Annotated in this window: 21 protein-coding genes and 3 tRNA genes; 10 read left to right on the top strand and 14 right to left on the bottom strand. The window is 56.8% G+C overall.

Translation table 11 applies throughout. From position 1 onward, the window contains the following. Positions 1–346: 346 nt before the first annotated feature. Positions 347–1,261: a hypothetical protein gene (locus IPH10_07965; protein MBK6910850.1), complete on the bottom strand. Its 915-nt coding sequence runs from the start codon at positions 1,259–1,261 to the stop codon at positions 347–349. Further along, the gene (locus tag IPH10_07960; protein MBK6910849.1) at positions 1,173–1,466 is read right to left on the bottom strand and encodes a hypothetical protein; all 294 of its coding nucleotides are present in this window, start codon (positions 1,464–1,466) and stop codon (positions 1,173–1,175) included. Before IPH10_07960 ends, IPH10_07965 begins: the two co-directional genes overlap by 89 nt. 233 nt (positions 1,467–1,699) lie before the next feature. Here IPH10_07960 and IPH10_07955 point away from each other — a divergent pair, with 233 nt between their 5' ends. Together IPH10_07955 and IPH10_07950 are read left to right on the top strand one after the other, a co-directional pair. Next, on the top strand, positions 1,700–2,017 hold the full coding sequence (locus tag IPH10_07955) for a hypothetical protein (GenBank protein MBK6910848.1): 318 nt from the start codon (positions 1,700–1,702) through the stop codon (positions 2,015–2,017). Then, positions 1,969–2,847 carry an SPASM domain-containing protein gene (locus IPH10_07950; GenBank protein MBK6910847.1) on the top strand — a complete coding sequence of 293 codons (879 nt, stop codon included), beginning with the start codon at positions 1,969–1,971 and terminating at the stop codon, positions 2,845–2,847. Before IPH10_07955 ends, IPH10_07950 begins: the two co-directional genes overlap by 49 nt. Here IPH10_07950 and IPH10_07945 read toward each other — a convergent pair. Then, positions 2,774–3,409 (bottom strand): DNA-3-methyladenine glycosylase, encoded by a 636-nt coding sequence (locus IPH10_07945; GenBank protein MBK6910846.1) that lies wholly within the window; start codon positions 3,407–3,409, stop codon positions 2,774–2,776. The two genes, IPH10_07950 and IPH10_07945, sit on opposite strands and share 74 nt — an antisense overlap. A gap of 25 nt (positions 3,410–3,434) precedes the next feature. Here IPH10_07945 and IPH10_07940 point away from each other — a divergent pair. After that, positions 3,435–3,507: transfer RNA gene (locus IPH10_07940), tRNA-Thr, on the top strand. 440 nt (positions 3,508–3,947) lie between these two features. On the opposite strand, the gene IPH10_07935 is transcribed toward IPH10_07940, so the two are convergent. The 5 genes from IPH10_07935 to IPH10_07915 all read right to left on the bottom strand — a co-directional run bounded on the left by IPH10_07935 (position 3,948) and on the right by IPH10_07915 (position 9,483). Next, entirely contained in the window at positions 3,948–5,321 is a 1,374-nt protein-coding gene (locus tag IPH10_07935; GenBank protein ID MBK6910845.1) for a T9SS type A sorting domain-containing protein, read from the bottom strand. 564 nt (positions 5,322–5,885) lie between these two features. Next, complete coding sequence (locus tag IPH10_07930; protein ID MBK6910844.1) at positions 5,886–7,730, bottom strand: T9SS type A sorting domain-containing protein; 1,845 nt, start codon at positions 7,728–7,730, stop codon at positions 5,886–5,888. A 49-nt stretch (positions 7,731–7,779) separates the two neighbouring features. Beyond that, positions 7,780–8,895 (bottom strand): hypothetical protein, encoded by a 1,116-nt coding sequence (locus tag IPH10_07925; protein MBK6910843.1) that lies wholly within the window; start codon positions 8,893–8,895, stop codon positions 7,780–7,782. 165 nt (positions 8,896–9,060) lie between these two features. After that, positions 9,061–9,134, bottom strand: a tRNA-Arg gene (locus IPH10_07920). Positions 9,135–9,399: 265 nt separating this feature from the next. Continuing rightward, positions 9,400–9,483, bottom strand: a tRNA-Leu gene (locus tag IPH10_07915). 98 nt (positions 9,484–9,581) lie between these two features. Between IPH10_07915 and smpB the strand changes: the two genes are divergently transcribed. The 6 genes from smpB to IPH10_07885 are packed head-to-tail and all read left to right on the top strand — an operon-like array spanning position 9,582 to position 14,569. Further along, positions 9,582–10,052 (top strand): SsrA-binding protein SmpB, encoded by a 471-nt coding sequence (gene smpB, locus IPH10_07910; GenBank protein MBK6910842.1) that lies wholly within the window; start codon positions 9,582–9,584, stop codon positions 10,050–10,052. A gap of 27 nt (positions 10,053–10,079) precedes the next feature. Further along, positions 10,080–11,057 (top strand): FAD:protein FMN transferase, encoded by a 978-nt coding sequence (locus IPH10_07905; GenBank protein MBK6910841.1) that lies wholly within the window; start codon positions 10,080–10,082, stop codon positions 11,055–11,057. A 2-nt stretch (positions 11,058–11,059) separates the two neighbouring features. Continuing rightward, entirely contained in the window at positions 11,060–12,052 is a 993-nt protein-coding gene (locus IPH10_07900) for a glycosyltransferase family 9 protein (GenBank protein MBK6910840.1), read from the top strand. Beyond that, positions 12,030–13,280, top strand: a complete 1,251-nt coding sequence (locus IPH10_07895; GenBank protein ID MBK6910839.1) for a hypothetical protein — start codon at positions 12,030–12,032, stop codon at positions 13,278–13,280. The genes IPH10_07900 and IPH10_07895 overlap by 23 nt, the downstream gene beginning before the upstream one ends. Beyond that, complete coding sequence (locus tag IPH10_07890; protein MBK6910838.1) at positions 13,270–13,893, top strand: ABC transporter ATP-binding protein; 624 nt, start codon at positions 13,270–13,272, stop codon at positions 13,891–13,893. The genes IPH10_07895 and IPH10_07890 overlap by 11 nt, the downstream gene beginning before the upstream one ends. Before the next feature lies 1 nt (position 13,894). Further along, positions 13,895–14,569 carry an ABC transporter ATP-binding protein gene (locus IPH10_07885; protein ID MBK6910837.1) on the top strand — a complete coding sequence of 225 codons (675 nt, stop codon included), beginning with the start codon at positions 13,895–13,897 and terminating at the stop codon, positions 14,567–14,569. A 52-nt stretch (positions 14,570–14,621) separates the two neighbouring features. On the opposite strand, the gene IPH10_07880 is transcribed toward IPH10_07885, so the two are convergent. The 6 genes from IPH10_07880 to IPH10_07855 are packed head-to-tail and all read right to left on the bottom strand — an operon-like array spanning position 14,622 to position 21,225. Further along, positions 14,622–16,505, bottom strand: coding sequence for an oligopeptide transporter, OPT family (locus IPH10_07880; protein ID MBK6910836.1), 1,884 nt, complete (start codon positions 16,503–16,505; stop codon positions 14,622–14,624). A gap of 19 nt (positions 16,506–16,524) precedes the next feature. Beyond that, entirely contained in the window at positions 16,525–17,397 is an 873-nt protein-coding gene (locus IPH10_07875; GenBank protein ID MBK6910835.1) for a glycosyltransferase, read from the bottom strand. Next, the gene (locus tag IPH10_07870; GenBank protein MBK6910834.1) at positions 17,379–18,353 is read right to left on the bottom strand and encodes a glycosyltransferase family 9 protein; all 975 of its coding nucleotides are present in this window, start codon (positions 18,351–18,353) and stop codon (positions 17,379–17,381) included. Before IPH10_07870 ends, IPH10_07875 begins: the two co-directional genes overlap by 19 nt. Beyond that, a complete protein-coding gene (locus tag IPH10_07865) occupies positions 18,346–19,329 on the bottom strand; it encodes a glycosyltransferase family 9 protein (GenBank protein ID MBK6910833.1) in 984 nt (327 codons plus the stop codon). Before IPH10_07865 ends, IPH10_07870 begins: the two co-directional genes overlap by 8 nt. Then, complete coding sequence (locus IPH10_07860) at positions 19,326–20,114, bottom strand: glycosyltransferase family 2 protein (protein MBK6910832.1); 789 nt, start codon at positions 20,112–20,114, stop codon at positions 19,326–19,328. Before IPH10_07860 ends, IPH10_07865 begins: the two co-directional genes overlap by 4 nt. After that, positions 20,104–21,225: a glycosyltransferase family 4 protein gene (locus IPH10_07855; protein MBK6910831.1), complete on the bottom strand. Its 1,122-nt coding sequence runs from the start codon at positions 21,223–21,225 to the stop codon at positions 20,104–20,106. Before IPH10_07855 ends, IPH10_07860 begins: the two co-directional genes overlap by 11 nt. Positions 21,226–21,320: 95 nt before the next feature. Here IPH10_07855 and IPH10_07850 point away from each other — a divergent pair, with 95 nt between their 5' ends. Next, positions 21,321–22,805 carry a bifunctional metallophosphatase/5'-nucleotidase gene (locus IPH10_07850; protein MBK6910830.1) on the top strand — a complete coding sequence of 495 codons (1,485 nt, stop codon included), beginning with the start codon at positions 21,321–21,323 and terminating at the stop codon, positions 22,803–22,805.

Genomic DNA, 22,805 nt, shown 5'->3' with positions numbered 1-22,805 from the left:
AAAACGACCGGCGTGGACCAGTTGCGACGCTCTTCATCATCAATGCCGTCAGGCGGCCATTGAAACTCGTCGCCGCCGTTCGTGCTGCGTCCCAGCCCACCATATTGATATTCGGCATAAACGTAACTATTGTTATTCGGATCAACGAGCTTGTGAACCCGTCGCCGCCGTAAATGCGGTCGAATTCGTTCGGTCGCCCGTCAATGAGCGCAAAGGTGCCGTTATCCTGCGTTCCTCCGTATAGCCGCTCGGTTGCTGCGCGTCATAAGTTGCCGTAGGGTGGATCGCCGGAAATTATTAAGATCTACAAAATCATTCCCGTTATCGGCGTCGGTACAAGCCGCCGTCATTGCCCAACTAGAAAGCGGAACGGCTGCTGCGGATCAAACCAAATCGCGTGATGATCAACATGGGCGTTGTTGCTCGCAATTTCCTCCCAACGTGCCGCCGTTTGTGGGCGATGAGCTGCTGGACTCCCGGCACAAAGACCATGTCTTCGTCGTCGGGCCGCGCGGATATTGCCAAAATACCAGCCAAAATTCGAATAGGCGTCCGTCAAACTCTCGTCGTTGGTCCGTACCCAGCTCTCACCGGCATCCTCGGACGGTAAACGCCAAGGAAAAGCCCGGGTGATCGGCGTAGCAGGCATAAAGGACATTCGGAGTTGAACTGCAATTGCGAGTCCGTTGCGCCCGACGTCATCGGCAACCGGCGCCATACCGACAGATAGCCGCGTCCATGTCTCGCCACGATTTGCTGACTTATAAATGCCGCTGCCGCGTCCGCCAGCTCGCGCCGCTACTCGGGTCGCGCACCCGCTGCCCCGCATCGCCGCGTAGACAATATCCGGGTTTTCCGGATGGACAACAACATCTGAAGCGCCCGTCGGAATCGTTGACGGGGCTAAGCGCTGACCATGTCGCGCCGGCGTCATCCGCTGAAATAGATCCCGTTCGCCTCCAGTCGCAGGCAGCTCGCCCATGGCGGCGACCCAAACGTGCTGCGGATTCTCCGGATGCACACGACACGCGCGACGTAGCGCGTGTTCGCCAGGCCGCTTAATTGCCCGACGAACCTGCATCCGCGGAAACGTAAAGCCCCGAGCCGGGATAGCTGTATCGGCGGAATTCGCGTCACCCGAGCCAAGGTAGATGCGATTCGGATTGCCGGGATCAATCGCCAAGGCACCGCACGACGGCGTCGGCAGCGCATCGCTGACAGAGACAAAAGGTCTGCCCGGCGTCCGTTGTCTTGAAGCCACCGCCGGATGCCGAAGCCACATAATAGATGTTGTCGTCCGTCGGATGGCCCACGATGTCCGTGATACGGCCGCCGATGTTCGTCGGACCGTGTTGCACCCAGAATGGATCTTCGTCAAGTGCGCGATTGCGCATGGCTGCGGCGCGCGCGCCCGCCATAATGCGGTCGTGATCGAGCGTCGCATGCGGCCACATACGCTGCTGCATGAACCACTCCAGACGGAAACGGGCCCGGAGCCCTTACGCGGGAAAGCAGACTCCTCAGGAGTCAATACGAACCATGCGGCGCCTGCGATGGCAAGCAGCAGTACAAGGCGGCGAATCATGGGCGGGTACCTGCTCAGAGAAAATAGAAAACATCGAGACTTGGACGACACCGTTGCAAGTCTGCGGAAAAGCCGTTACATTGGCGAACGAAGATCACACAACCCCGAGGTCACGTGCTGCCGCGCGGATTATCTCTTAGTCCAACCTATCTTGCGAATCTTACGATACTGACGGCGGGCTATGCGCTGTCGCACGTCGTCAAGCGACCGCTGGTGTGGGGCTGGCCGATCAGTATCATGATTGAGCCGATCAGCCGCCGCAATCTGCAGTGTCCCCTCTGCCCTATCGGCGCGCGCGAATTGACACGTGACTTGGGGACGATGAATTTAGAGAACTACCGCCGCATACTGAACAATGTCGCCGGTATGTCAAAGTCATCGCGTTGTGGAATCAGGGCGAGCCGACGATCAATGATGATCTGCCGAACATGATCGGCATGGCCAGTGCGCGCGGAATTTACACGATGGTTTCGACCAATGGAAATCTGCTGCACCGCCGCAATCTGATTCCGCGCTTGCTCGATGCCGGGCTGTCGGAATTGATTTTCTCGATTGATGGGTTGACGCCGGACAGCTACAAGATTTACCGCATCGGCGGAAATCTCGAAGTGGTCATCGAGAATTTGAAAGCGACGCGGCGGTTGCGGGATGAGCGCGGTCTAAATTATCCGCGGCTCGTGATGCAGTGGTTGCCGATGAAGCACAACCAACACGAGATTCCCTATCTGCGCGCCAAGGCCAAAGAATGGGGCGCGGATTCGGTGGAAATCAAGACGACGCAGATTTACACCGATGAGCAGGCGGCAGATTACTTGCCGGATGCCGAAGAGTTGCGTCGCTACAAACGTGTCGGCGAGAAGTGGGACACCAAACGGCGCTATCAATCGTGCAAGCGGCTGTGGTTCTCGACAATGATTGACTGGAACGGTAATGTAGTGCCGTGTTGTTTTGACAAGGACGAGCAGTTCCTGATGGGCAATGCGCTGACACAGGACTTTCGCGACATCTGGCACAGTGACCAATACAACGCGTTTCGCACGCAGTTGATCAAATACGGCCGTGTTGAAGAAATGTGCCGCAACTGCACCGAAGGTCTAAAGAGCTACTACATTCCGCTGGATAAACTCGAGGCGCTTGCGCTCCGGAGATTCCGCCGGTACCGCCGGAGAATATGCCCAGGAAGCCGGATTACTCGGATATATTTGAGTTGCCGGTCAAAGAGTAAGGCTGCGCAGTCGCGTTCAGCGCTTTCGTGCCGCTGACGCTTCCGCTGTTCGGATCAAAGAAACGCCAAGGGTGGTCTTTGGCTTTGCTGATACCGATGCGGGTGGTGCAGACGATGGCGCAGGGTGCGTCGGCGATGACCACAAGTTTGGCACCGATCATTTCTTCATTCAGTTCCAGCGTGAGGCCCAGTGCGCGCGTGAGGTTGCCGGGGCCGCTAAGGAGTTTGTGAGTCGCTACATCGCCGCGGCGTTTGCGCATGGGGCCGAGGCCTGCGAGTGGTTCGGCTGCGCGAATCAACACGGCACCACAATGTTTGCGGTCGGTCGTGAAATTGAGGCAAACGTGCACGCCGTAGCTGCGGTAAACATAGACGTGGCCGAAGCTGTCGTGCATGATGGCCGAGCGGGCGGTGCGGCGGAAACCGTGGGAGGCTTCGTCGTCGGTGTAGGCCTCGACCTCGACGATGCGGACAAGGGCCGATCGGTAGCGCAGGAGGCAGCCGATCAGGGCCGGGGCGACGCGGAGGGTCGGTTGCCCGAAAAAGTCCGGGCCCAGAATCTGGCCGGGCCGCTTGACAAAAGCCTCTGAATTCTGTATAGTTGGGTTTCCCCGAAGGTTGCAAGCCGCTGTAGCTCAGTTGGTAGAGCAGCTGATTCGTAATCAGCAGGTCAACGGTTCGAGTCCGTTCAGCGGCTCTTAAAAAACAGGCACTTAGTTGCCTGTTTTTTCGTTTTGGTCCTGACCCGTGTCAGGTGACCATCTTGCCCGGTGCGGCCCGAGCAAGTTAATATAACCAAATTGGATAAGAGAGGAAAGCCACCAGCGTAGACGCTGGACCCATTGCCGCCAGCGTGGACGCTGGACCCGTTGCCGCTGGCGCGTGGCGCTTCAGGTGTAGGGGCGGCAGGCGTGCCGCCCGTCTGCATTTCCCCCCAAGTCCGTCCGCGGATTTGGGGGGACCAAGGGGGGCTTCTGCCGCCCACGTGATGAACAACACACAAGAAAAAGCCCCGGACCAATTTGATTCGGGGCTTTTCGCTCTTTGTGCGGTATCGGCGAATGGCGAAGCACGGGTTCAGATCAGTTTGTCTTGACGCCCGGAGTTATTCAACATCGTGATTACTCCTAAAGGCGGTTATTTGAGATGGAGTATCTTCCCTTGGCCAACAGGATATTTATCGGCCGTAACTCTGTAAATGTACATTCCCGTGGCCAGCGGCACCAAGCCTAATTTCAAAGAGTGGATGCCTTCAGACCTATATTGCTCGCTCATCCCGGCGACAATGCGTCCGCAAAGATCATAGATTTTGACTTGGACTTGCGAAGGTCTCGCTAATTCAATCCGGAATGTAGCCTCCGCGTTAAAAGGATTTGGAAAGACACTTATTTGCGTTCCAGTGATCTCACTTCGGTCATGGTCGTCCTCTACAACCGCCGTTGTTGTATCCCACCTCCAGAGACTTCCACCTCCGCCACCCGGGTCGAAAACAAATCCCATCGAGGTCGACAAATATGAAGCTTGAACAAATCCGAATCTAATTGAATCAAAGACCGACCAAGTCCATGTCTCACCTCCATCTGTCGTTCGAAGAAACGTTCCGTTCCTCCCCACTGCCCAGCCGTTTAGCGAATCCGCAAAGGACAAATCATAGATCATTGAGTCGTAGGCAGTAGGATTTTGCCAAACGATATTCCACGTTTGGCCGTCATCTGAACTGCGGGCGATGATCGGAAAGCCCAGCAAGCCTGGCAACGTATCAACGGCTCCAGCAGCGATGAAGACACCGCTGCTGGGCGAGACTAACGCATTAACCTCGAGTATCGGGAATAGGTTTGGGTCCTCGTCTCCAATGCTCTGCCAATTGATTCCCTGATTTGTGCTTCGCAGTACCTCCCACGGCGCTGAGCCTACGATGACCGTACCCGACGCTGAATAAGCCACATCATTGATAGACCAGCCTTCATGGTCGATTTCGTAAAACACCCTAGTCCACGTCTGTCCTCCGTCCAAGCTACGGTGGATCTGCTTTCTGGTTGGAGGTAAAAGCTGATCGTCCGTTCCGATTGCAAAAATCAAGTTCGAATCCGCATAGGCGATTTCGGTTGCGTATCCCCCGCCGGGAAGTGCGATTGCACTCCAAGTCACTCCAGAATCGCTGGATGTGGTTACAGAATTCAATGTTGCAACAGCTATTCGCTTGCTGCCCCAGAACTCTATTTCAGCGACATAACCATTCCCGGGGAACTCTTCTATGGGAGTCCAGTCAAAACCGCCATTTGTAGTTCTGTACAAGTATGGAGGAAGTAGTGCTGGTCCTGCCCAGCCCCTTTCCGCATCCTGGAATCGAACAACCCAAGTTAGCTCGTCTTCAAATTCATGGACCCGTTGCCACTCGGCATGAGCAGCTCCTCCTCCCAACACCAAAATCGCGAACCCCACCCGCTTCAGGAATGTCTGAAGTCCGAGTATGATTCGCGATCTAAATTTGATGCCGTTCAACCGTTCCATAACTCCCGTCCGGTAGGTTGCGCCGTCGTGTGTTTTCAAGCTACGGATGGAAAATCATCATGTCAAGGGGCGGTTTCGGAGAGACCCTTCAGGCCGCAGCGGCCTTCAGGATGACAAGTGGCTGGACAGTGGCCGGGTCAGGCGCCCGTCTTGCCCGGTGCGGCCCAAGCAAGTTAATATAACCAAATTGGATAAGAGAGGAAAGCCACCAGCGTAGACGCTGGACCCGTTGCCGCTGGCGTGGACGCTGGACCCGTTGCCGCTGGCGCGTGGCGCTTCAGGTGTAGGGGCGGCAGGCGTGCCGCCCGTCTGCATTTCCCCCCAAGTCCGTCTGCGGATTTGGGGGGACCAAGGGGGGCTTCTGCCGCCCACGTGATGAACAACACACAAGAAAAAGCCCGGACCAATTTGATTCGGGGCTTTTCGCTCTTTGTGCGGTATCGGCGAATGGCGAAGCACGGGTTCAGATCAGTTTGTCTTGACGCCCGGAGTTAGGGGCACCCGCAGCGGGTGCCGCCGCGGGAATGCAGTGTGTTACTTGACGTACGTTTGCCATCTCTTCTCCTACTTAAGATAAGTGAGCGGAACAACACCTTTTTCGCGGCCATCAGAAAAAACAACGAAGTACTTTCCCGTCGCTATGCCCATTTCTGCAAGCCTTATTGTGCCACTTGAAAATGGGTATTGCGTCATGATTCTTTCGCTGAAAACAACTTGACCAAGAGAGTTGAACATGCGAAGTTCATTAGTTGGTCCCAGCAGCCCACTTACAGTGAATCGAACATCACTGTTGGCAGGGTTTGGGAAGATACTGGCAGACAGCTTGGAAGCCATTTCTCTGCCATTTCCGACACTCGTTCCATCGAATTCAAGAAATCCCATATCAGGTGCCAGTCCAAAATACTCCTGTCCAATATCAATACCGGCATCGACGCATGGTGATCCGGGTAATAAAACAAGTGATTCTTCACTTAGAAGCGGGTCTGTGACGAGGTCACCGTAAAGATCCGTGCTATCCCCATTAATATTCACCCGGCTATTGATGCCGATAGTTGGCCACGCAGGTGAGAAACCAAGAACGCTGTCGATACCCGAGAGGCAATTGTTGTTGATTGAAATGTATGTCGAATCAACCTGTGATCCAAGACGAAATGCGTATGAATCGCCGGATACGATTACATTGTTTTCTATTGCCACGTGAAAATCTAAACCCGCACTTCTTATTATCGTTGCAAAATGACCAAGATCATTCACAATTGTATTGTGTCTGATTGTAACTGAGGTAGACATCGGATCCGCGTTGTTAGAAACTGAGAGCAGCGGAGCGATACTCTCGTCGAACACGCATCTCTCCAAACGGTATATGCCGGAATCAAAAGACACTGCAATATCATTGCAATTAACAAACCGTGATCTCTGAACCATTCCACTCGACCTCCAAGCTCGAACCTTTGGCGAACTCTCCTCGCTTCCAATGAATGTGCATGCATCCACAAAGAAATTACATTGGTCAAAGGAGCATACCGCATTCGACACCATGTCACACTGTTGGACTATAATACTATCGTTGGATTGCCAAAATGTTAGAACGCTGGCTCCAAGACCACCCGTACCGAGAAGTGTCGAGTGTGATACTTCAACCCGGCCATTGTGGAATCCGCTGATTCCGTGAGTCGTATTACTAAATCGGCAAAACGTCAGTTGCGCGACTGCCTCTTCATCAAGAAACCGGACACTTCCCCACGGTGGAGCAAGGTCATCCAGATTTTCAAATCGAACTGAATCTCCTGAATTCCCGTTGGCCAGCAGCACGCCTTCTACAATAAGATTGGGAACACAATCCCTTGTTTCAAATTCAATGATAACGCCAGGGTCAATTGTAAGAGTATCTTGCGAGGGAACAAAGACGTCATGCAGAACCTGGTAAGGGGAATACTCGATTGTGAGTCTTCCTCTAATCGTATCCGAAAGAGTCGAGTATGGCAAGATGTCAAACAAGATACACGCCTGGTCGATTTGTCCATGATTATCCGTTACTCTTATTTGCATTTCGAACGGCTCAGAGCCGAAAGGAACGAAACCCGCTGCCGTCCAATCTGGCAATTCATTCAGGATCTCAACTGTTGTGGCGGATTCGTCGCTTATGGGAATGTTCAGATTGAAGGCATCCCCCCATCTTGGGCGAACGGTATCCGGTAAGAGAATAATCGGAGGATGATCGTATGAATGATCCCACCATCTGGCGCCAATATCAGATTGGCTACCATCTGGGTCCAGCCTTGCGGGGTCACCGCCATTTCGCGCTGGTGAATCAAATGTCAATCTAAACAGAGAGTCTGAAGGATCAAATAGTGGAAGAGAATCTATGTTCCCAGGGCCAAGCTCGGCGCTTCCCCAAGGATCGTTCATGCCGTAGGTTAGATTGTAAGAGGAAGGCTTGACGGACTGAAGCCTGCATTCAAAACTGTAACCTCCGGATGGTCAGTAACAAAATATTGTTCACTATTTCGGTCCCGTTTGCAGAAGCCGAAATAAAATAACCGGGAAGACCATTCCAGCAACCATGCAATTGAATGAATGTATTGTTTGAAATCTCAATTGAAACACTTGTTCCGACTTGAATCATACCAAACAGGTTATGTGTTATTGTGCTATTTGAATTAAGGTCGATGCGAATCCACCTCATAGCTGAATTCGTAACAGTTGCGGTTGGAGCTTGTATATCGGCGAGTTGTTGAACTGCGACATTATCAAGAGCTATCGTGCATGCCGCACAATTCCTCAAATCGGCATAAAGAACATCAACTATTGAATTCGAAATCTCATAGTCATCATCCGAATCCCAAGAGCTCAAACTTACTATTCCGTTTCCCACTGATTCGTCACCTATGAAGACTAGAGAATCAAGGGAGGCCGGACCGAAACTTAGATATATTGCGCCAGAATAGGTACTGTTCTTTATAGTTGCATCTGCTTCAAAACACCAGACAAAACCCATAATGGAACTGTCAATCGTGACAGAGCTTGCAACCAGCGCATCGTACCAGCCACCGTTGATATCATGTAACGAGTTAATATTGCAGTGATCAAAACTAATCGAATCAGCCTCGAGGTAGAAATACCCGAGTCCTTCTATCGATGTGAAACTCATTCTAACTGATTCTGTATTTTGGCGGAAACTGAACAGCGCATCTGAAGGTTCATTTATGCATATTGAAATGCTATCTTCCCTAGTTCCCTGGAATCTGCAAATGCCACTCAACTGTAATTTACCGTCCGGAGATTCAATAATAATGCTGGTACCTCCTTGTACTTGAAGCTCCGATTCATCTTGAACCCAGGATGAGTCAATCACAATATAGGGACTGCCAGATTCATTCCAGATCCCTTCAATCTGTCCACTAACCCAAGTAGTATCTGCAAAAGACAGAAGGGCAACGCCCAAAAACAAAATCGCGAACCCCACCCGCTTCAGGATGGCCTGAAGTCCGAGTAAGATTCGCGATCTGGATTTGATGCCGTTCAACCGTTCCATAGCTCCCGTCCGGTAGGTTGCGCCGTCGTGTGGTTTCAAGCTACGCTCCGTGTCTCTAATTGTCAAGGGAGAGGGGAGAACTCAGAGGGGTCCTTCACTTCGTTCAGGATGACAGGGCGCCGACGTGCTTGTGTGGCCTAACGCGGGCGGAATGCCTTCCGCCCCTACATCCCCCCAGAGGACTGGGGGGAATCGGAGGAAATGTGCGCCCACCGCGACTCGAACGCGGAACCCTCAGCTTAGAAGGCTGATGCTCTATCCAGTTGAGCTATGGGCGCGGATAATTCAGCGAGGCCCGTCCCCTGTGCCTGCCCGGTGAACGACGGGGGCATTTGGAGGGGTCCTTCAGCCCGCCGCGGGCTTCAGGATGCCTTGATGCCGGGGCAGGCCCGCCTCCGAAAGCAATTCCCCCCCCCAGAGGAGTCGGGGGGATAAGAAAACAGAAACGGGACCACCTCGGCGGTGGCCCCGTTGAACAAAGAGGCATGTGCACCAAACCCGAGACACTGCGTCAGCGCACTGGGTCCAGCGTCCACGCTGGGGTGCAGGAGGCGGGACTCGAACCCGCACGTCCCGAAGGACACTAGTACCTGAAACTAGCGAGTCTACCAATTCCACCACTCCTGCGGAGGAACCGAAATTATAAGCATTTCACGCCGTTTTGTCAAGCCGCTCTTTGCCCGAACCCTTGCCTTTCCATAGATTTTTTGTTACTTTAGCGGGTCATGGAGGCAAACGGCTCAGTGAAAATCGTCGCCCAGAACCGCAAGGCCCGGCATGACTACCACGTCATCCAGACCTACGAGGCGGGCATCGCCCTGCTCGGGATCGAGGTCAAATCGGTCCGCGAGGGGCACGTGAACATGCGCGAAGCCTATGCCCAGGTGGTCAACGGCGAGGTCATGCTGTATGCTCTCGGCATCAGCGCCTACCGCAACCGCGGTTATACCGAGGTTAATGAGCGGCGGACCCGCAAGCTCTTGCTCAACCGTACCGAGATCCGTAAGATCCAGCGACAGGTGTTGGAAAAGGGCTTCACGCTGGTGCCGCTGTCGCTGTATTTCAAAGGGCAATATCTGAAGATTGAATTGGCCGTCGTGCAGGGCAAGCGTGAATATGACAAGCGCGATGCCAAAGAAGAGCAGCGCGCCAAGCGCGAGCTTGACCGCGAGATCAAAGCCCGCCGCAACCGCTAAGCAAGCAACCAAACATAGAGAACGAATATGTGTCGCTACGCAGTACTCGCCATCGCCGCCCTGACCATCGTGCTGGGCTGTCAAAGCGCCAAGGATAAGTTCCCGGCGGAGACTCGGACCGTCTTCGGAGTTCCGGTGACCGTCACGTTCTTCATTGCCGACGCCAAGCCGGAAGAGGTCAAGGCCGGATTCGATGCCGCTTTCAAAACGCTTGAGACGTATGAACGCAATGTCGCCACTCCCGGAGCTACCAACCAATTGGAGAAGATCGCCGCCGGAGCCGGCCGTGAATCGGTCCCGGTGGATACAACGGTCTACGCGCTAATCATGCGCGGCCTGCAACTGAACGAGTTAACCGGGCAAGCGTTTGACCTGCGCTACGGCCCGCTGCTGGATGCGTGGACCAAGGCCGGCAACGGCACTCCGCCGCAGGCCGATGTGGACAGTGCCCTGGCTCTGATCAAGACCGGCGGCATGTTTGTCGCGGGTAAGTCCATCCTGCTCTCGAAGCCGAACATGCGGTTTGACGCGCGCGGTTTCGTGGATGCGTGGGCGATTGATCGCGCTGCTGAAGTGTTGAACGCCAAGGGCTTCGCCGCTTTCGAGATTCGCACACCGTATGCTGTTCGCATCGTGGGCATGCCCGTGAACCAGCAGAGCCGCGAGATCAAACTGGGTAATCCGCAGACTGCAGACAGCAGTTGGGCGAAATTGGATATGGCACAGGGGGGTATGGCCTACGTGCCGGCCCGCGGCGGCAGCGGGCGATTGGTGCTCGATCCGCGCACAGGACAAATGGCCAGCGGCGCCGCAATTGCGATGGCAAAGGACTGCGCGACGGCGTTTGGGCTGGCGTATGCCATCGCGGTGGACGGTGACGCGGCCAAGTTGACGGACAAAGGTCGCGCCGAGTTGCTTGGACATATCCGCATCAGCGGCAGCGGACCGACCTATCAGGTCGCGGCCGACGGCGGATTGAAGGACCGCTTCAAGACGCTGAACTGAAATTGTCCGCTGCGGGCGCTATTTTGGTCATCCGGCTCTCTTCGCTTGGCGATGTGTTGCTGTGTGCCCCTGCCTTGCGGGCGCTGCGGCGGCGGTTTCCGGATTCTCAGATTGACTTTCTGGTCGCGTCTGGCTTTGCCGACGCGGCGAGGTTGCTCCCCGAGATCAACAACCTCATCACTCTCGATCGCAATGAGGGATGGCGCGGCCTGCTAAGGCTGCGCCGTTTGCTTTCGCGCCAGTACGAGCTCATTGTGGATTTACAGAATAGTCCAAGAAGCGCCTTCTTGCGTCTGGCCTGCATGCCCTTGATGTGGACCAAATCCAATCGGTTCAGGATCAAGCGGTGGTTCCTGATCCGCTTCAAATGGAATTTCTACGGAGCGACAGTGCCGGTGCCGATCCGATACATTCGGGCGCTGGACTCCTTGGGCGTGGTGGATGATGAGCTAGGGCTGGAGCTTCTACACACTCACGGGCCACGCGATGAGCAGATGATTGTGTTGTGTCCCGGAGCGAAACACTTCACGAAGCGCTGGCCCGTCGAGAATTGGCAGGAATTGGTAAGCCGGTTAGAATCGTCTGGCTGGAAGATCACGGTTTGCGGTTCCGCTGACGAGGCAGATGCTTGCCGGAGTATCGCGGGAAATCACCCGGTCGTGGTCGGCACGGCACTTTCCGATGTCGGCGGCCTGTTGGCGCGAGCGCGGGCGGTGGTCTGTCACGACTCGGGGCTCATGCATCTGGCGACGGGAGTCGGCACTCCGGTCGTCGCGCTGTTCGGGCCAACAGTCGAACAGTTTGGGTTCTTTCCGTTTCGCGCGGACGCGCTGGTTGTGCAACAGCCGCTCGCGTGTCGGCCCTGCAGCGCCTTCGGCGGCAATGTGTGCCCCAAGCGGCACCATGACTGCATGCGTCAGACCACGCCGGATCAAGTTATGTCTACTCTATCGCAACTGTTGGCCATTGGCCATGATCGCCAAACTTCTTTATAACCTATTCGCTTACCCTGCCCTGTCCGTCGCAGCGCATATCGCGGCACTATTCTCGCCCAAACTGCGCGAGGGTCTGCGCGGACGGCGGCGCGTGGCCGGGCAGGCGCGGGCCTTCCGCGAACGAAATAACACCGCGCGAGTTGTGTTGTTTCACTGCGCATCGGCAGGCGAATTGGAAGGGATCAAGCCGCTCGCCGCGTGCTGCCGTGAGCGAGGTTTTGTTCCGTGCGTGAGCTACTTCTCCCCTTCCGCCAAGACGGCGCTGGGACCGGATTCTTTTGCGTTTGCGGATTTCTCACCGTTTGATTCGATGCATCAGGTGCGCGCGTATTTGCGCGCGTTGCGACCGGAAACCGTCTTGATCAGCAAGCACGATGTATGGCCCAACCTGGTATGGCAATGCGCTGACATGAAAATCCCGGTCTGGTTGATCAACGGAAATTTTCGCGGCGGCTCGTTCAAGCGGTGGCCGGGGGCGCGCGCATTTCATCGGGCAATTCACGAGCGACTCTCCGGCATACTAACCGTCTCTGAGGAGCATGCGGAACGCGCGCGCGCGATTGCCGGTAAGCATGTCTTCGTGGCCAGTGTTGGCGATTCGCGCTTTGACCGGGTGTTGGCGCGGGCACGGGAACAGCGTAATCCGTTGGATGGTCGGCAAAGTATCCTCGAGCAGAAACGGTGGATCATCGGCGGCAGCACGCACGAACGTGACGAGATTCTACTGTTAGAGGCCTTCGCGCAGATTCGACACGACCATCCCGGCCTGGGCTGCCTTGTCGTACCGCACGATCCATCGGAATCAGCGGTCGGCCGCATTGAAGCGACCGCACAGCAGTTCGGTCTGACCTGCGCGGAGGTTGATCGCACGACCACGGCGCCGGATGTCCTGATCGTGAACCGCAGCGGAATTCTCGCCGATGTGTACCGATACGGCACGCTGGCGTTCGTCGGCGGCGGATTTGATCGCGGCGTGCATAGCGTAATCGAACCGATGGCGCACGGTCTCGCCGTAATCTGCGGTCCCAACACGGACGTTTCGCGCGAAGCGCAGGAAGCCGCCACGGAGCACTTGCTGTTTGAAATTACAGCGGCGGATGAGTTGGTCCGCATCGCGGCAGATCTGCTGCACCAACCAATGGAAGATGCGGCCCGAAAATTTGTTATGCTTCGGGCCGGAGTCGTTGACCGAGTGCTCGATACCGTTCTGCCTCGTCATGCTGCTTGAACTGGACAGCGTTTACGTCGGTTACAGTGGTGGTCGGGACGTGCTCAGCGGTGCGTCGCTGCTTCTCGAGCGCGGGGAGCGCTTAGTGATTTGCGGCGACAATGCATCGGGTAAGTCCACCCTGCTGCGTGTTGCGGCAGGCTTGCTCAAACCGCGCGCCGGTACGGTGCGTTACGCCGGCGCGAGCAGCCCGGCGTTTCTGTTTCAGAACCCGCGCGAGCAGTTGATCTGCACGACAGTGCTCGAAGAAATTGAATTCGCACTGCGCCTCTGCGGTGAACCTACAGAGAAGCTGTCGGAACGCGCGGCCGAGCTATTGGAGCGCTTCGAGCTTGACACTTTCGCCGCGCGCGCGCCGCAGGCTTTGTCCGGTGGTCAAATGCAGCGGTTGGCCTTGGCCGCACTCTTCTGCCGCGCTCCGGAATTGCTGCTGCTTGATGAACCCGACGTGTTCCTAGACGGACGCTCCCGCCGCGATTTTCGGAGTTTCGTCGAGCGACTTGATAAGAATGTCGCAGTGCTGTGGATGATCAGTCGGCAGTCCGAGTTTCCGGAACAGGGGCGACGCATGCGCCTGCGGGATGGCCGTCTTGCGGAACTGGACAAACGGTAAGATGAGCGCGCCCGATTTCTTGACCATTCGCGAAGCTTCGTTTGCCTATGCGCCGACGGACGAGGTTCTGCGCGGATTGTCCGCTGACTTCGACCGGGGTGAAATTAACTATCTGGTCGGCGCTTCGGGATCAGGGAAGACAACTCTGGCGTTGGTTCTTGCCAATCAGCTTGAACTTTCCGCAGGTTTGGTGGCAATGGAATTGCAGCATGCCGCACTTGTGCTGCAATTCCCGGAACAGATGTTCCTCGAGGACACTGTCGCCGAAGAGCTTGCGACGTTCGACGAGGGTGCGGCACGGGCGCGGGCGAAGGACGCGGTCGCCCGGCTTGGTTTAAGGCTTGAAGATGTGGCCGCGGCGTCACCTGAAAGTCTATCGTTCGGGCAACGGCGATTACTCGCCATCGCGCTGCAATCGGCGGGCTCAGCAATGACCCTCGTGCTCGATGAACCCACGCTCGGTCTGGACGAGTTAAATTTGAAACGCGTTGCCGAGTTCGTCGCGGGTGAACACGAGCGTGGTCGAATTTGTGTGGTCATCACGCATGACATTGAATTGATCGCGAGCTTGCCGGGGCGAGTAATCGTGTTGCGGCAGGGCAAAGCGGCGTGGCAGGGTGATACGCGCGAGTTTCTCTCGCGGCCAGACTTGATGAGGCTTGCGGACATGCTCTAACTAAAGCGGCCCGTCCAAATTGGACGGGCCGCTTGGCATTCGCACACCAGAATCAGCGTGAGGCACGCCATAGGCTAAAGAGCATGACTGCATAGGCCGTGATCGTGATGGGCAGTTCGGCGCGACCGAGGATGCCGTGGAACGCTTCCAGCGACAGTCCGACGGTGGCGAACAGCGCCAGCGCTATGCCGATCAGCGCTTCACCGGCGATCAGCCCCGAACTGTACAACACGCCGTTGTCTTCGGCGTCAGATTTCGCGTGGCGATAGTCCACGACATATTTGATGAGTGCGCCACTCATGACGCCGACCGACAAGCCAACGGGGAGGTACAAGCCAACGGCAAACGCAAGCGACGAAACGCCGAACAGCTCAACGATACCGGCAATGAACATTCCGAGGTAGATTAAGCTCCACTGGAGCTTACCATCCATGACGCCTTCAATCAGAATCGCCATCAGATTTGCCTGCGGCGCTTGCAGCGGCTTGGGGTGCTCCGGCGACAGAACGAAGCCATAGGTTGATCCCAGCAGATGTACGACCCAGCCAACAACAATCACGCCCGCGAATAACCCGAAGAACTCGGCTATCTGTTGTTTGCGCGGTGTCGCTCCAACAAGGAAGCCGGTCTTTAAATCCTGCGAAATATCTCCGGCGCTGCAAATCGCCACGCAGACAACGGATCCGATCAACAGCGCGGCGGTCATTCCCTTAACGCCACCGATTCCCAACGCGGTGAACAGAAGCGTCGTGCCAAGCAGGGTGGCGATCGTCATGCCGCTAACCGGATTGGACGACGATCCGACCAAACCAACGATGCGCGATGCCACCATGACAAAGATGAATCCGAAAACCGCGATGATCGGCACGATGAGCGGAACGTCAGGCGTGAGGAACCATGAAAGCAAGGCGACGACGATGGTCCCGATCCAGACGAACTTCGGCGGCAGGTCCTGGTCGGTGCGGATGTCAAGCTCACGCGCGGCGCTCTTTCCACGCAGGCGTGACAACGAGCGGAAGAGTGCAGGCAGCGCTTTGAGCAGGCTCAATATCCCGCCCATCGTCACTGCGCCCGCGCCGATATAACGCACATACTGCGAGCGAATCGCATCGCTGCTCATGCCAGAGATAACGGTGCTCGTCTCGGGGAACAGCGGTGTTGATGCGCTGCCGCCGAAAAACGCTATCGCGGGTACCAGTACAAGTGAACTCATGAGGCCACCGCCCAACATGATCGCCGAGACGCGTATGCCGATGATGTAGCCCACGCCAACGAGTGCAGGGATGGCGTCAATGGCCACATACGCTTTGGTCGGAGTGCGGAGCGCGACGGTCATGGTTTCGCGTAAGATGCCCGCGCCCGTCATGAGTTTATAGACCGCCCCCGTTAACAGTCCCCAGAAGACCTTGCTGGCATGTGCCCCGCCGCGCTCGCCGGCGATCAGCACTTCCGCACATGCCGTGCCTTCCGGGTAGGGCAATGTGCCGTGCTCGTCGCGAATGAGCATGCGGCGCAGCGGGATCATCATTAAGATGCCGAGCATGCCGCCGATCAGCGAGATAAACGCGATTGTAGCAAGACTTGGTATCTCCACGCCTTTGCCGGACTCATGCCAGATGAAAAAGGCTGGTATCGTAAAAATGATCCCGGCGGCGAGGGATTCACCGGACGACGCCACCGTTTGGACGATGTTGTTCTCGAGAATTGTGCCGCCGCGAAACAGTTTGCGCAAAATGAACATGGACATCACCGCCGCGGGAATCGAAGCGCTGACTGTCATACCTACGTAGAGTCCCAAATAGGCGTTCGCAGCCGTGAACACGATGCCCAGTACACACCCGAGGACAAGGGCGCGAACAGTGGACTCGGCCATCTTGGATTCGGCATTGACGTACGGTTGAAACGGAGTTTTACCTGAGGCTGTGGTATGTTCCATGGGTCCTCGAAGAGACAATTCAGACGGACTTGTTTGTTACGGTGAATTTCCGCAATACCTGCAAGCGCAGCGTGTCGCGCCGGAGCCACGCTGTGAGGGTGAGCCAACGCACCGTCCAGGGCAGCAGCCACCGAGAAACACCTGAGCCATGTCGCGCGGAAAAAAGCAGGCGATTGCGCAGCGTCACAGCGCGAATATGCGCGGACTCATGCGTGGCGCGGATCGCTCCGTCTTCGCGATGCAAAATTTCGGTATTCTGAGCATAGAGCACGCGCCACCCGCGAGCATGCGCGCGCTGGGACAAGTCTACGTCCTCCCAGTAAAAGGGATGGAAAAGTGCGTCAAAGCCACTCAGCGCGATGAACTTCGCGCGGTCGAAAACGGCGTGACCTCCGACCGCGTAATCCGACTCACAAAGTCCTTCCACGAGCGGGCGCTGGTCCCGTGGATTGTGCAGTACTTTGGCGAGCCCGGCCTTCCAAACCAAGCGCTTCGCTCCTTCCCGCGTGCGGCCGTGCTCGTCGGCCGAGCGCAGGGCGACCGCGAAAACATCGTTTGACGCAAACAAGCCTTGCAAAGCTGGCCGCGGATCCCGCACAATCTCGCAGTCGTCGTTCAGCAGCAAGACATATTCGCATTCGTTACTGGACACTGCATGATTCGCAGCTTCGGCGAAGCCGCGATTGCCGTGATGAACAATCCAATGAACTTGCGGAAATTCCGTTTGCAGCGCAGCGGCTACGGATCCATCGCCACTGTCGTCTACGACGACTGTGTGCACAAGCCAACTGGCATCACAGCGGGCAATGGACGTCAAACAGCGGCGCAGCCGCTGCGAATTGCGATACGCCGGTACGGAAATACCCACCGTCATCACGACAGACTCGGCCAACTATTTTCGGCCTTAGACAAGAATGACTCTGCAGTGTCTTCACTTCCAACAGGGACGACGGCGAGCTGATCAAACTGGGGCCGCCATTTCACGCGTTCCACGTCAAAGCGCTCGTCGTTTCTGAAGAGGGCGATACCCGGGACACGCGCCGCAGCAGCCAAGTGCATCGGTCCACTATTGGTACCGATGAAGGCCACCGCGTGCGAAATGAGCAGCATGGACAACCGCAAAGGAAGATTGAGCGCGAGTTTTGATTCGGGCAATTGCTCGTGAAGCTGCTCGGCCTCGGCAACTTCGCGCGCGCCACGGCCCACGAGAAGGACCTGACGGGAAGCACAGAGTCCGCGAACCAGCGGTGCGCGCCACTCTTGAGCAACAAAGGACGCGCCGCCCGTGACGCCGCCGAAGTGCACGGCCACGTACGGGTCGCGAATACCGAAATTCGCGCGCCAGTCGGCGAATGCGGCCAGTTCTTCGGTCGAGAAATGAAGCTCCGGCACCGCGTCATTGACGGTATGCGCGCCGGCATGACGCGCCAGACGCAGATTGAGTTCCGCGACGTGCACCGATTCGTCATAAGGTATCGTCGAAGTCAAGAACGGCGCACGACCCGCCGTTGCGTAGCCGATGCGATCCGTGGCGCCACTCAAGAACGCAAGCAGGCCGTTGCGATAGAACCGCTTAAACAGAATTGCGCGGTCGGGAGCAGTTCGCCGCAGAGCGACTGCCGTGCGCACAAATCCGCTTACTCCGGAATGCTGTCCCCGCTTATCGTAGACGATCAGCTCATCCATGTAGGGACAGTGCAATAATAACTCACGACCGACTGCGTCCACAACAACGGTGATGCGCGTTTGCGGGTAACTCGTGCGAATACACTTCAGCGCCGGTACGGCGGCCAGCGTGTTGCCGATCGAACCATTGCGAAAGATCAAGATCGAGCGCACATCAGGCATTGCCAAACCTCGAGACCATGCGCTTCAAACCGGCGATTGCCGCCTCAGCGGACGGCCGGCCGGTTGCGTCAGCGATTGCCAGATGCTGCGGTGAATGGGGCGGCGTCCAGTATTCCCATGGATCATTCTGAAAAATCGTTAGAGTCGGAGTACCGACGGCCACCGCGAGATGTTTTGGACCACCGTCGTTGCCAACGTAGAGACGCGCCAACTTCAACAGCGCTGCCATTTCGCCTAAATCGCTGAACTCAAAATGAGCGGCAGGGTCAAGATTAGCAATGCGAGTGAAGCGCTCGATCTCGGCCCGTTCGGCGGCGTTGCCGATGACCGCGACCTTCATCGCGAAGCCGTCCCGTACGGCGTGGGCCACTTGCGCGAAATCCTCAAGCGGCCAGCGCTTGTATTCTCTGCGGCTTGTTACAAAGAATGCAGCGAAGCTCTGTGCCGTGAAACCGCGCTCTGCCAGAAGTGTCGCGGCGACCAACTCATTTTCGGGAGTGACATGAAACTCCGGGAGAGAGTCACACCAAGGTGCGCCCAGCGCGCGCGCCAGCCCAAGTTTGTGCAGGCCGCTGTAAATCGGCCCGTCGCGATCTTGGCGCGCTACACGATGCGTGTAGATAAGATCGCGTGGAAATTTCTGAAAGCCCGCGCGATGTCGGGCTGGGCTTAGCATGCAGGCCAAGGCCGAGCGTGGATCCGACAGGAAGTCCATCGAGTATTCAAAGGGTCCATGGCGGCGCATCAGACCGGCCAGGGCAAAAGCGGTCGGTGACGAGCCGCAATCCACGATGTTATCCACGTACTCCAACCCCGCGAAGACTCGCTGCACGTGCGACTCGGTGAATACAGTTATCTGCGCGGCCGGATTCCACAGTTTGACGGCGCGCAGTGCTGCGGTGGCCAGTAGACTGTCACCGACACGGCGAAACAGCAGCGCCGCGCAACGCGTTTGTGCTGCCGACGAAGAATTCACGAGGATTGACTATTCGCGCGCGTCGGCTTCCCGTGCTGCTCGCGCAAGTAGGCGTACTTCAGAAATGTATAGGTGGCCTGACCGTTGGCGATCACCAGTCCATAAAAGCCATCCAGAAAACCAAGCTGTAGAATGAAGCAACGCGTCCAGGCCCATACGGGTCTCAGGAAAACGTCAAGCGCACTCGCCCGCCGCCCGCGTTCATGCATCGCCTGCCCCGCCGCACGCGCAGACGATATGTTCTTGCGCAAGTGTTCGTCAATGGTGCGGTAGGTGAAGTGCAATAGGTCGCCCGAAAGGCGGCGTTTACGCGCGCCGTGAAACTGTACTGTCACATGCGGTTCCATCCCACCCCAATCCGCCGCGCCTTTGCGATACAGAAAGGTGCGCCACTGCGGATACCAGCCGGAGTGATTAATCAACTTGCCTGCATACACACCGTGGCGATTGATGTCGAAGCCATCTTCATCCAAATTGTCGGCAGCAAACGCGGTCTCAATACTCTTACGAAGCTCCGGAGTGACAACTTCATCAGCGTCAATACAGAGGATCCAAGGCTGCATCGCTTGTTCGCAGCCGAAGTTCTTTTGCGGACCGTAGCCTGGCCACGGGCGCTCGAAGACCTTCGCGCCGAATTGCTTTGCGGCGTTCACTGTGCCGTCCGTCGAGCCTGAATCAACGACGACAATTTCGGCACAAAAGTCGGCTGCGGACAGACAACGCGCCAGATTAGCCTCTTCATTGAACGTGATCACGACGAGCGAAATCGGTAGTTTACCGGCCATGGCGGGCAAGCACCTGTTGATAATACGCGATGGTACGTTCTGTCATGCCGGCAAGCGTGAATTCGCTTTCCAGCCGGGCCCGCCCCCGCTCGCCCATGTCACGCAACGCAGCGCGCTCCGTGGTGGCGCGTTCCAATAGCCAGGCGAGACGCGCAGGTTCCTGACTGGGAAAGACCCAACCCGTGTCGTCATGCCGCACAACTTCCGGCAGAATGTTGACGTCACTGGTGATGACGGGTTTGCCATAGGCCATATACTCAAGCGCAATGCGGCAAACGGCTTCACTGCGAAGTGACGTAATGACGCCGAGGTCAATTTCCGAAAGCAATGGGCGCACGTCATCGAGCCGGGACGCGAAACGCAAACTTGAAGCGACGCCTTTCTGTTGCGCCAGCAGCTCTAAATCACGCCATGTACGTTGGCGGTTGTCATCGCCGGTCAGCAGAACGACGATGCGCGAGCGAACACCCGGTTCGAGCAGGGCCAGTGCCTCAATCAGTTTCTCCTGTCCCTTCTCCGGACTCATGCGGGCCACGACCGCAGCAAACAATGCGTCATCGGGAACGGACAGACGTTGGCGCCAATTGGCGAATGCAGTTTCCGGGAAGAGCGATAGGTCGAGACCGGGATATATGACCTGTTGCGCGACTCTGGTCAAAGAAAATACCTGCGCATAGCGGACCGCAGACGTTGCCGTTGAGTAGATGAGACCGTCTGTGCGGCGCTCGTGGATGAAACGGTTCACCGCGTTGTTTCGTGGTGACCGTGGCTCGGCAGCCGTGCGAATCAAGGGCCGACGGCCGCTGTTCACCCATGCCAGAAGCGCGTGACCCGGCGGACAATGCGCATTCAGCACATCGGGTTCGTATTCGCGCACAACCCGGCGTAGCTGACGCACAGCTTGCGCCAAGTGCAGCGGATTTGCGCTGTGGTAATCGAACTGATCGGTCCCGGGAATACCAGCGGTACGGGCCCACTCTGCTAACGGCGAGCCGCGCTGTGATGAAAGGTACACGTCGTGACCCGCCGAGCGCAGGCCGCGGGCCAGATGATAAGCATACCACGCCAGAGCACTGGCAAAACGCACGTGGCAGGTCAGGAGAATGCGCATGTGCGGCAGGGCAGTTGATTTTGGCGCGTGCTGGTCAGCTCTTGATACTCAAACAAACGCTGCGTAAATTCGTTGAAACAATAGGGAGAGTGAGAATGCGGGTAATCCTGCTTCTGGCGCTTATCGCGGGGTGCGCCGCGCCGCGCTATTCGCTGACCGTGCTGCACACAAACGACATTCACGGAAAATTCGCCCCGGAGCGGGCGGCTTGGCGCCCGGATAGTGCTTGGGTCGGCGGGTTCGCGCCGCTGTCCGGTGCACTTGACAGTGTGCGGGCGGCGGATTCGCGGACGATCTACATCGATGCAGGCGACTTGATGACGGGAAACCCGATTTGCGACATCGTCGAGAATGGCACTGAAGGCGGAGCACTGCTCGAGATGATCGAACGGTGCGGTTGCGACGTGATCAGCGTGGGTAATCACGAATTTGATCTTGGCGCCGAGCATCTACGGGAATTCCTCGACGCGAGCGGAGTCCCGTGGGTGTGCGGCAACGTGCGCTGGACCGCAACCGGGGAAGCGCTGCGTCCGGCCTATCGAATTCTGGAACGCGGCAAACTCCGCATCGGAGTCATCGGGCTGATTCTCACCGATCTGGCCGGAGTCGTTGCGCAACAGGCGGTGCAGCCGTTTACGGTGCAGGATATCGCGGACGCCGCGCAGCTGTTGATTGATGAGCTTGACCCGCAGACCGATCTGATCATTCTGCTGACGCATAACGGTCTGGAAAAAGACAAAGAGCTTGCCCACTCGATTTCCGGCTGCGACGTGATTGTGGGTGGACACAGCCACACGCGACTCACCGAACCGATCATTGAAAACGACGTCATTATTGCACAGGCAGGGTCGTATCTGAAGAACCTCGGCGTACTGCGGCTCGAGATCCAAGGCGACCGCGTGCGCGGACATCACGGTGAGCTGGTCGAACTACTAACGGAACGCTTTCAACCTGATTCTGCCGTGGCCAACTATTGCCGCCAATTTGAGGAGCAGATTGCCCGTAAATATGGCGACACCATCGCCGTTGCGGCGACAGACTGGACCCGCAGTTACAATGGCACGAGTGCGATCGGCAATCTGTTGTGCGATCTGTTACGCACGGCTTACAGCGCCGACTTTGCGATTGTCAACAGCGGCGGCATCCGCAAAGACATACCCGCGGGGCCCGTTCGCAAGTTGGACATCGTCGAACTTCTGCCGTTTGTCAACTCAGTCACGGCATTTGACGCGACAGGCGCCGAACTGCAGATTTTCGCCGAGCGCCAGGCCGCCGCCCAGATGAGCGGCAAACAGGAAACGCTGCAAATGTCGGGAATCGAGATATCCTACGTCAACGACCAGGGAACAGCTCGCGACATCGTTCCATTGGTGGCTGGCACACGTCTTGAGGCGGAACGCGTTTATCGCGGTATCTCGATTGACTATGTTCTCATCTCACAGGCCGACAAGTATCTGGGCTTCGCGCCGCGAAATCTTCAACCGACCGGCGTGGTGTTCAGCGACTTTGTTATTGCCGAACTATTGAAGTCCACCGCGCCCGTAACGCCCGCAATTGAACCACGACTCATCCAGCGGTAA

The sequence above is a fragment of the bacterium genome, assembly GCA_016702305.1.
Lineage (GTDB): Bacteria > Electryoneota > RPQS01 > RPQS01 > RPQS01 > JABWCQ01.
The sequence above is the reverse complement of the archived record's forward strand: the minus strand, read 5'-3'. Positions and strand labels throughout refer to the sequence as shown.

What these genes read in the sequence shown, in the direction of transcription:
- IPH10_07960 (MBK6910849.1), bottom strand. Translation starts at nt 1,466, where the DNA reads ATGCAGCAGCGTATGTGGCCGCATGCGACGCTCGATCACGACCGCATT.
- IPH10_07935 (MBK6910845.1), bottom strand. Translation starts at nt 5,321, where the DNA reads ATGGAACGGTTGAACGGCATCAAATTTAGATCGCGAATCATACTCGGA.
- IPH10_07930 (MBK6910844.1), bottom strand. Translation starts at nt 7,730, where the DNA reads ATGAACGATCCTTGGGGAAGCGCCGAGCTTGGCCCTGGGAACATAGAT.
- smpB (MBK6910842.1), top strand. Translation starts at nt 9,582, where the DNA reads ATGGAGGCAAACGGCTCAGTGAAAATCGTCGCCCAGAACCGCAAGGCC.
- IPH10_07905 (MBK6910841.1), top strand. Translation starts at nt 10,080, where the DNA reads ATGTGTCGCTACGCAGTACTCGCCATCGCCGCCCTGACCATCGTGCTG.
- IPH10_07895 (MBK6910839.1), top strand. Translation starts at nt 12,030, where the DNA reads ATGATCGCCAAACTTCTTTATAACCTATTCGCTTACCCTGCCCTGTCC.
- IPH10_07890 (MBK6910838.1), top strand. Translation starts at nt 13,270, where the DNA reads ATGCTGCTTGAACTGGACAGCGTTTACGTCGGTTACAGTGGTGGTCGG.
- IPH10_07885 (MBK6910837.1), top strand. Translation starts at nt 13,895, where the DNA reads ATGAGCGCGCCCGATTTCTTGACCATTCGCGAAGCTTCGTTTGCCTAT.
- IPH10_07880 (MBK6910836.1), bottom strand. Translation starts at nt 16,505, where the DNA reads ATGGAACATACCACAGCCTCAGGTAAAACTCCGTTTCAACCGTACGTC.
- IPH10_07870 (MBK6910834.1), bottom strand. Translation starts at nt 18,353, where the DNA reads ATGCCTGATGTGCGCTCGATCTTGATCTTTCGCAATGGTTCGATCGGC.
- IPH10_07860 (MBK6910832.1), bottom strand. Translation starts at nt 20,114, where the DNA reads ATGGCCGGTAAACTACCGATTTCGCTCGTCGTGATCACGTTCAATGAA.
- IPH10_07855 (MBK6910831.1), bottom strand. Translation starts at nt 21,225, where the DNA reads ATGCGCATTCTCCTGACCTGCCACGTGCGTTTTGCCAGTGCTCTGGCG.
- IPH10_07850 (MBK6910830.1), top strand. Translation starts at nt 21,321, where the DNA reads ATGCGGGTAATCCTGCTTCTGGCGCTTATCGCGGGGTGCGCCGCGCCG.